General features: G+C 41.0%; 9 protein-coding genes. 5 read left to right on the plus strand and 4 right to left on the minus strand.

Features of this window, described 5'->3' with window-relative positions; all coding sequences use genetic code 11:
* Positions 1-486 precede the first annotated feature (486 nt).
* The 5 genes from cysS (at position 487) to EKM61_RS10280 (ending at position 4,551) form a co-directional block, all read left to right on the plus strand.
* Positions 487-1,896, plus strand: coding sequence for a cysteine--tRNA ligase (cysS, locus tag EKM61_RS10260; protein ID WP_068223011.1), 1,410 nt, complete (start codon positions 487-489; stop codon positions 1,894-1,896).
* On the plus strand, positions 1,896-2,321 hold the full coding sequence (locus EKM61_RS10265; RefSeq protein ID WP_068223014.1) for a Mini-ribonuclease 3: 426 nt from the start codon (positions 1,896-1,898) through the stop codon (positions 2,319-2,321). The genes cysS and EKM61_RS10265 overlap by 1 nt, the downstream gene beginning before the upstream one ends.
* Positions 2,299-3,099 (plus strand): 23S rRNA (guanosine(2251)-2'-O)-methyltransferase RlmB, encoded by an 801-nt coding sequence (gene rlmB, locus EKM61_RS10270; RefSeq protein ID WP_068223017.1) that lies wholly within the window; start codon positions 2,299-2,301, stop codon positions 3,097-3,099. The genes EKM61_RS10265 and rlmB overlap by 23 nt, the downstream gene beginning before the upstream one ends.
* Positions 3,096-3,629: an NYN domain-containing protein gene (locus EKM61_RS10275; RefSeq protein ID WP_068223020.1), complete on the plus strand. Its 534-nt coding sequence runs from the start codon at positions 3,096-3,098 to the stop codon at positions 3,627-3,629. The genes rlmB and EKM61_RS10275 overlap by 4 nt, the downstream gene beginning before the upstream one ends.
* Before the next feature lie 349 nt (positions 3,630-3,978).
* Complete coding sequence (locus EKM61_RS10280; RefSeq protein ID WP_068223023.1) at positions 3,979-4,551, plus strand: RNA polymerase sigma factor; 573 nt, start codon at positions 3,979-3,981, stop codon at positions 4,549-4,551.
* A 255-nt stretch (positions 4,552-4,806) separates the two neighbouring features.
* On the opposite strand, the gene EKM61_RS10285 is transcribed toward EKM61_RS10280, so the two are convergent.
* The 4 genes from EKM61_RS10285 to EKM61_RS10300 form a co-directional block, all read right to left on the minus strand.
* A complete protein-coding gene (locus EKM61_RS10285; RefSeq protein WP_068223025.1) occupies positions 4,807-5,787 on the minus strand; it encodes a polyprenyl synthetase family protein in 981 nt (326 codons plus the stop codon).
* Positions 5,774-6,394 carry a Gx transporter family protein gene (locus EKM61_RS10290; RefSeq protein WP_068223028.1) on the minus strand — a complete coding sequence of 207 codons (621 nt, stop codon included), beginning with the start codon at positions 6,392-6,394 and terminating at the stop codon, positions 5,774-5,776. The genes EKM61_RS10285 and EKM61_RS10290 overlap by 14 nt, the downstream gene beginning before the upstream one ends.
* Positions 6,395-6,407: 13 nt before the next feature.
* Positions 6,408-6,812, minus strand: a complete 405-nt coding sequence (locus EKM61_RS10295; RefSeq protein ID WP_068226184.1) for a NusG domain II-containing protein — start codon at positions 6,810-6,812, stop codon at positions 6,408-6,410.
* 144 nt (positions 6,813-6,956) lie between these two features.
* Positions 6,957-8,927 carry an NAD(P)/FAD-dependent oxidoreductase gene (locus EKM61_RS10300; protein WP_068223030.1) on the minus strand — a complete coding sequence of 657 codons (1,971 nt, stop codon included), beginning with the start codon at positions 8,925-8,927 and terminating at the stop codon, positions 6,957-6,959.
* Positions 8,928-9,048 lie beyond the last annotated feature (121 nt).

Here is a 9,048-nt window from a genome sequence, read left to right on the forward strand (position 1 = left end):
GTGAGCTCTTTTTCTGCACAAAAATCCTGTTAATAGTTTACCATTTGTAAACTATCAACAGGAAAAAGTATAGAGCCAAAGAATAAGAGGTTGGGGTAAATCCCAACCTCTTATTCTTTATTACAGAGACTAAAAAATGTGCTTGGTGAGCTGCTACGAGATGCTTTTTGCTAATGATTTTCTAGCTAATTTAGCGAGAATTTATTTTGAAAGGTGACTTGTCAACACGAGTAACAAGTGTTCAGAGGTCCAAGGTTCTATAAAGTAAAGGACTATTGGCCTTCCGACGACCACTTTACAATAATGGTTGGCAGCAAGGTTCATAAAGAACCTTTTTATGGTCATGTTTGCTGAATGGAATTCCGAATCTGAATACATTTTCAAACACTGACTGAGAAATAATTGGCATCAAGCAGGACACCTAGTATGATAAGGGTATAGTTATTTTAATTGCTAACGCAGTCGTTAAAAGGGGGAACAACCTAAATGATTAAAGTTTTTAATACTTTAACGCGTGAAAAAGAAATTTTTAAATCAATTCAACCACATCAAATTAATATGTATGTTTGTGGGCCAACCGTTTACAATTACATTCACATTGGTAATGCTCGTTCTGCGGTTGCCTTTGATACAATTCGTCGTTATTTTGAATACCGTGGTTATAAAGTTAATTACGTCTCTAATTTTACCGATGTGGACGATAAAATGATTAAACAGGCCAAGAAAGATGGGATCACCGTACCGGAATTGGCGGATAAATTTATCGCTGCTTTTATGAAGGATACTAAAGCGTTAAATATTGAACCGGCCACTCTTCATCCACGGGCAACGGAAAATATTAAGTCAATTATTGCTTTCATTGAAGTCTTAATTGCTAAAGACTATGCGTACGAAACAGCCGGCGATGTTTATTACCGGGCACGAAAATTTAAGCATTACGGCGCGCTTTCTGATCAAAATATTGATGAGTTAGAACAAGGTGCCAGTGAACACGTTAATGATGAAGAAACCGCGCGTAAGGAAGATCCAGTCGATTTTGCTTTATGGAAAGCAGCAAAGACTGACGAGATTTCGTGGCAATCACCTTGGGGAGCGGGTCGTCCGGGCTGGCACATTGAGTGTTCAGTAATGGCTACTAAGTATTTAGGCGAGACGATTGATATTCATGGTGGTGGTCAGGATTTAGAATTCCCCCACCACGAAAATGAAATTGCCCAAAGTGAGGCCAAAACGGGCAAGAAATTTGCCAATTATTGGATGCACAATGGGTTTGTAACAATTGGTGACGATGACGAAAAAATGAGTAAGTCGCTGGGAAATTTTGTGACCGTTCATGATTTAATTCAAAAGGTCGACCCCCAAGTTTTACGCTTTTTTATGGCAACAACTCAATATCGGCGGCCGATTCGTTACAGTGATAGCACCGTTAGTGAGGCCGCTAATAATCTGACCAAACTGCGCAACGCCTTCAATAATTTAAATTATCGTTTCAAGGACGCTACTGAAGGCGATATGGCCCAGTCGGTGGCCAAACAACTCAAAGAGTTAGAGACTAAGTTTATTACCGAAATGGATGATGATTTTAACGTCCAAAATGGGATGACGACTGTTTATGAATTGGCCAAATTAATAAATGTTTACGCTGAACAGGATCAAGTGACTAAGGTAACCTTGATGCAGTTACGGGATGCGTTTACTTCTTGGCTGCAGATTTTTGGTGTGCATTTTAAGGCCGTAGGTTTATTAGATGCCGAGGTAGAACAACTTATTAAGGATCGAAATACAGCCCGGGCCAACAAAGATTATGCGCGCAGTGATGAAATACGTGATGAATTAAAAGAACAAGGAATTGCGCTGGAAGATACGGCGCAAGGAACTCGTTGGCGGAGGATATAATGGATAATCAAACGGACTATAATCAGTTAAATGGGATTGCCTTAGCGTACGTTGGGGATGCAATCTATGAAGTATATATTCGGCGGCGTTTGCTAAGTCTTGGTTTTACTAAACCAACTCATTTACAGCATCAGGCAACCCACTACGTTTCGGCCAAGGCACAAGCGGCCTTGATTAGTTTGATGTTGGAACAAAAAGAACTAACTGATGAAGAGTTAACTTTTTATAAACGTGGACGTAACGCGAATAGTCATACTCACGCCAAAAATACGCGGGTAACTACTTACCGCATTTCAACTGGCTTTGAAGCGGTCATGGGTTACCTCTTCTTAAGTGAACAAAAGAAACGCCAGGATCAATTAATTAGCTGGTGTATTCAACAAGTCGAAGGGGGTAAAACACGTGAAACCAGAACAAACGTCTAAAACGACACGGACGCCACAAACGGACGCCAGTGATTTTGTTATCGGCCGGCACGCTGCGGCCGAAACACTTAAAACTGAAGGGGCCAAGCGGGTTAACAAAATATTTTTGCAAGAAGGTATGAAGGCTGATGCGCTTTATGATCTACAAAAATTGGCCAAGAATCTTCGCATTCCTGTTCAGTTGGCACCTAAAAATAAACTAGATACTTTAAGTGATCGGGGCAATCATCAGGGGGTTGTTTTAGCAATTTCGCCGTTTGCCTACGCCACAATTGATGATCTTTTTGCAAAGGCAGAGGAAAAGAAACAACCGCCATTTTTCTTAATGTTGGATAATATTGAGGATCCTCATAATTTAGGCTCCATTATGCGAACGGCCGATGCAGTTGGCGTTCACGGAATTATCATTCCAAAACACCGGGCAGTCGGTTTAACTAGTACTGTAGCCAAAACTTCTACTGGCGCAATTGAGCACATTCCAGTTGTCCGGACGACCAACTTGGTTAATACCGCTAAAGAATTGAAACAGCGGGGAATGTGGTTATTTGGGACGGATATGGCTGGCACTGATTACCGTAAGTGGAATGCGAAAGGGGCAATCACGATTGTCATTGGCAACGAAGGTAAGGGAATTTCGCCATTACTAAAGAAAGAAATGGATGAAATTGTTACTATTCCAATGATTGGCCACGTTCAAAGCCTTAATGCCAGTGTGGCCAGTGCGTTGTTGCTTTACCGAGCATTTGACGTCAAACAGGTTGCTGGTGAACTGTCATGATGCATGAAATTCTGATTGTCGATGGCTACAATGTCATTGGCAATTGGCCTGAGTTAGCTAAGTTGAAACAAGACGATCATTTGGCGGATGCTCGTGATCAATTATTGGCCCAGTTGGCAGAGTACCGTAAGTACGAAGAAGCACGGATTATCATAGTTTTTGATGCGATGTACGTTCGTGGAATTACTCAGCGTTACGATCAGTATAACTTAGAAATCGTTTGGACCAAAGAAGACCAAACGGCCGATAGTTACATTGAAAAAATTGCTGGTGAATTGAATAATCGTTTGACCCAAGTTACGGTTGTCACCAGTGATCAGGCTGAGCAATGGACAGTTTTCTCACGGGGTGCGATTCGTATTTCTTCTCCAGAATTCAAGAAAGTGATTCAACAAACCAAATCCGCAATTCTGCGGGACGCCCAACACTATCAAGATGTTGCACTGCGCCGGCGCTCGCCCTGGAATAACCAGCAGCTATTTCGTTTGGAAAAGTTACGGGACAAGTTGTCGGACCATAAAGCAGAATGAGCACGGAAAACTAAGGTTTGAACTTACCAAATTTTAGCTTAGGCCAACTGATAATGAAGGTGAGTTGCCATTTATTTCGAACACATGAATCTAAATACTTGCTAGCTGAGTCGAGTAACGGTGTTTTTTCAAACCCGATTACACTAAATTGGTCAGGAAAATATTGGCATAAATTATTTTAAGGTTGGTTCTAGATGCGCCTAATTAGCGATTATGTTTCGTAGTGAGTATAGCGTCTAACTATTACTGAATTAATGGCCAAAATTGGCCAAATTAAACGTCTGTTCGCTTGTGAAGCGCTTTCTCGATTGCTATTCTAAAGACATGCTTTCGTTCGTCTGGTATGCTTATGACCAGCTTAGACGATGTTATTCGAGTAGCCGCCAGTGGCAATTCTGACGCTTTAGAATGGCTCTTTCAAAAATATTTACCATTATTAAAGTCTTTACAGCACCGCTATTATTTACGACTTTACGACTATGACGATTGGTGTCAAGAGGCGCGCCTTATTTGTTATCATTCGGCGCAACAGTATGATCATAACAGCCACCTTAGTTTTGGGCGTTTTTATCAAATGCAATTACAGCACCACATCATTAATTTAATTAGACGTCAGTTGGCGCAAAAGCGGCAGGTTGATCGGTTACAAATTCCAGTAGAGCAGGTTGATTTAGAAAATGCCTACTTAAAAAAGTCATTATTGCGGCCGTTACCTAGTGATTGGGCGGCGATAAATTGTGATTTAATGCAGTATTGGCAGAGCTTATCGCAATTTGAGCAGCGTGTTATGTTATTGGTGCTAGAATCAACTGAGCTTTCCGCGATCGCCAAGCAGATAGCCTGTACAGAAAGTCAGGCAAATTGTGCAATTGCGCGTTGCCGGACCAAATTACGCCGCTATTTGTATCAAGGAAGTAGTTGAGTCCAGAATTTATCTTTTCAAATGGTTTACACTAAATCAGCTAGAAAATGTTAGAAAAAATTTTTTCTAGCTATGGCCGACTACCAATCTTATTTAATTAATTTAATCATAGTTAAACTAAAAGCGATCAACACCGGAAATAGGGTGTTGATCGCTTTTTGGCATACGATACTAAAAACGACTAACGTGAAGTTGAATTCTCAAGATCGGAAAAGGGCCAAATCCTGAGTTTGCTTCACATTAGTCGTTTTAGTTTTAGAACTGGCGCTGTAACAATTGTTTTGTTAAGCGTAACAAGCTTGCTTTAGCCGGTATATCAGGTAATTTATTTAAGCCTTTCAATGCTTTGTCCGTGTAACTAGCGGCCAAAGCGTGGGCCTTTTCAAGTCCAGAATATTGTGTCACTAATTTTGTGACAACATCAATGTCTGCCGCAGTCATGTTAGCCCGTTTTTCAAGGTAAGGAATAAATTCACCTTGGTGCTGATCTAGAGCTAATAGTAGGGGCGCAGAGTAGACACCCTGGCGAACGTCCTCTAATACTGGCTTGCCAAGTGTGGCGGTTGATTGGCTATAATCCAGTAGGTCATCCATGATCTGAAAAGCCATTCCAATGTTAAGACCAATCTTTTGACATTGGCGGGAAAAGCTAAGGCTGTTACCACTTTCATAAGCTCCAACAAAACAAGCTAAACCAAAAAGTTGGGCCGTTTTACCTTGGATTTGCTTAAGGTAGTCATCAATGGTCATTTCATAATTGTAGCGCATTCGCTTTTGGCTTAATTCGCCGTTCAAAATTTTTTCCATACCTTGGGCATTTTGACGGATACTGCGAAGGTCACTTGTGTGGTTCGCTAATAGTTGAAAACAAATCACAAATAGATAATCACCGGCGTAGACCGCGACATCCTGACCAAAGCGGGCCTGGATAGTTGCAATATTACGTCTTGTTAGTGCACGATCGACAACGTCATCATGAATTAGCGTGGCAGTGTGCAGGGTTTCAATTGAGGCGGCCAACGCAACCATTTTTTTATCGTCGACTGGCTTAAATTGACTGAATAATAAACAATAAGCTGGCCGTAATAATTTGCCACCGGAATTAATCATATCAAGAATTGCTTCAGTAACTGCTCGATCATCAGTATGAATATGTTTTTTCATTAAGGCTAGTACGGCAGTTAAATTTGGTACCAGTTCAGGGTATTGCTGCCACATGGGGTTAATTTTCGTCATAGTGGGACTCCTTTTGCGCGTGTGTATTTAAGCAGTGGTGCTGCCGTTTCTGGTGGGGACGTCGTGTTTGTTTTAGGTGTTGATAATTATCTTTTAAATAATTTAGCGTTGTAACGTGTTCAAATAAATAATTTGCGGCAATGCCAATTGCAACGCCCGCTAAAATTCCGATAAACGAAAGCACAGGTAAGTAGAGCATTACCGTCCAACTTTGCGCAATTAGGCTAGCCACTAGTAACTGCCCAACGTTATAAAGTAGGCCACCAGTTGCTGAAATACCAATAATACTAACGCGTGTTGGTCCCAATTGTTTTACAAGCAACATACCAAAATAACTGAAGATTGCACCACTTATACTGTAGAGAAAGGTGGATAAAGTGCCACCTAATATTGCGGTTAAAATGAGCCGCATCCATAGTAATAGAAAACTATCATTAAATGACATGGTGAATAATGAAACGATAGTGATTAAGTTGGCCAAGCCTAGTTTAGCGCCAGGTGCGAATGAAAAAGGAAATGGAATCATTCGTTCTAGTAAACCAATAACGACCCCCTGGGCGACTAAAAGGGCGATATAAACGTACTTTGCAATTTTAGGTTGTGTCATTTTTTGACCTCGATCATTCTGTGACCAAACCGCCCTGAGTTGTTGAACCCTGATTAGTTTTGATCTCAACCAGTAATTTATGGGGAAGACAGACAATTGTTTGTCCAGATTTACTTATCCAGCCACGCTTTACGCAAATTTGATCACTACAATTAGCATCAGTGATGGCAACCTTATCATTCTTAAATACGATTTTATTATAATCACCATTCGCGGCCCGGTAGGTATAAGTTGTTGTTCCGCGGTGGTTAGTTAGTTTTAATTTGTAAATTTGTTTGCCATCATGACTGACAACGGCCGTTTTAACTGGGATGTTGGCGGCGGCAGTATTTCGTTCATGAATTGAAAAAATCGCCAATGGTGTAAACGATAGGATAATCAGGAACACAATAATAATAATGTCCCAAGGTCTAAGCATATTTAAATATTTTTTCGACAAATTTCGTTTCTTACTTGCCAAATCGCCACTTCCAGCCCGTTGAGTTTCATTTCATAAAAAGAATGGTCCTAGGCTAAAGAATACCCTAGAACCATTCTTCCTGCAATGACTACTTGACTAATACTATTTTTGTGGACCGTTGTAGAGCGGTTTGAGATCGCCATACCACCAGTGACCCAAATGCTTTTGTAACCACGGAACAACCCAGTAATCTAAACCAAATGATCGTCCGGAACCGTTCATCAAGGCTAAGGCAACGAAAGGCATCCAAATATTAACCCAGTAGAACATACCTGAAAGGCAGAAGACAGCAACTAAACCAATAGTGGCCGCGTTAGCTAACCAAGTAAATAAACCGAAGAGAATACAAAATGCAATCCCAATTTCAACAATGGTCATAAATTCCTGCATAAATAAAGCAGTTGATTTATTTGGCATGAAGAACTTCGTAATGCTTTCATACCATTTTGGTAAATGCTTGAAGACCATCATTGGTTGCTTACCATAGTCATATGATAAACTGAAAAATTCTTTGGGTGTTGCAGGTGTTGTAGAAGCAGCAGCCTTAACAGCAGTTTTAGCAGTTGAAGCGGCCTGTGAAGCACCAGTAGTTGTTGATGAGGCAACACTGCTAACAACCTTTTTGGCTGCAGAACTAGCAGATGAAGCACCACTAGTAGCGGCTGAAGCAACCTTAGGATATAACCAAGTAAATGGTAGCCGTAACTTGCCGCTAAACCAAGAGCCTGAACCTTGAACCTTTGACCAACAATCAACTAACCACATTGCGGCGTAGAAGATTCGTAAAGGAACACTCCATAAAACGTTACCGTAACGTGAAATGTGACCCCAGAATGGTGTCCGGCCATTACGATTACGGAAGAATTCATGCATACTGTACTGGTAGAGATAGTAACCAGCAAAGGTTTCAATGAAGTAAAGTAAGTTGATCAAATGTTTCATGATTGTTGCAAACCAACCACTTAAATGAATGTGCTTGAAGACAACGGCCACACTATAATGCGAACCGATTGAAATGACTGAACCAGAATAGCTAGATTTCATAGCCTTTGGTGTTGTGCCATTAACAGCGGCAACAATGCTTTCGGCCGCTGCATTACCAGTTTGTTCAGCTGCTTCAACAAGCTGTGGTGTACCGCGATCACCTTCATTGGTGTTTAACGATAAATCACCGGCAACATAAGTGTTCTTGTATTGATTTGATTGCATATATTTGTTGGTGATTAACCGACCGGCACGGCCAGTTTCCATATTGTAATCACTAGTATCAGTATTAGCTTTCAAACCAGCAGTCCAAACAACCGTCTTCGTTGGAATATGGGTGCCATCTTTCAAAGTCATGTCATCAGGGCTAACTTCAGTAATTGGAGCCGCAGTCTTAACGTCGACGCCTTTACGTTGCATATATTTCAAAGCAAGGTCAGCGTCAGGACGATCAAACATGTTTAAAATCGTTGGAACAGCTTCATCCAAAATTAAAGTGATTTCTTTTGGATCAAGATGGTTTTCTTTGGCCAAAATAGGGCGCCAATCAATTAATTCACCCATTGTTTCAACACCAGTGGCACCACCACCAACGACAACGAAGGTTAACAATGCCTTACGTTTGGCCGGATCATGTTCAATTGCACCTTGAGCAACAGATTTTTCAAAATGCTCCTTTAAGGCAACTGCGTCTTCCAATGACCAGAGCATATGGCCATATTTCTTAACGCCAGGTGTACCGAAATCATTTGGTTCGGCACCCATTGCCAAAATAAGGTAATCAAATGAGTATGAACCGTGTTCTGTTGTAACAACGTTCTTATCGTGATCAACGTTAGTAACGTTATCAGTCACGAGTGAAACGTTCTTTCTATGTGCAAACAAGCGGCCGAGGTCGTACTGGACTGCTTCTTTTGGTACACGATCGGTTGCAACTTCATGCAACTCAGTCATATACGTCATGTAAGAATGGCGGTCAATCAGTGTGATTTGTACGTCGGCATTCTTCTTGAATCGTTTTGCTAAGCGTCTCGTTGCAGCAACGCCGGCAAAGCCAGCACCTACAACGACAACATTTTTCTTAGCCATATTAACACTTCCTAAAGTATAGAATAATAAATACGACCAATACGCGTGGTGCTAGTTCGTCACAAAATTAAAAAATCCTAAATTATAGACTAAAATTGCCAGTTCAATTTTTAGTTGAAAG

Origin of the sequence: Loigolactobacillus backii, from assembly GCF_003946275.1 — a bacterium.
In the GTDB taxonomy this organism is placed as follows: Bacteria; Bacillota; Bacilli; order Lactobacillales; family Lactobacillaceae; genus Loigolactobacillus; species Loigolactobacillus backii.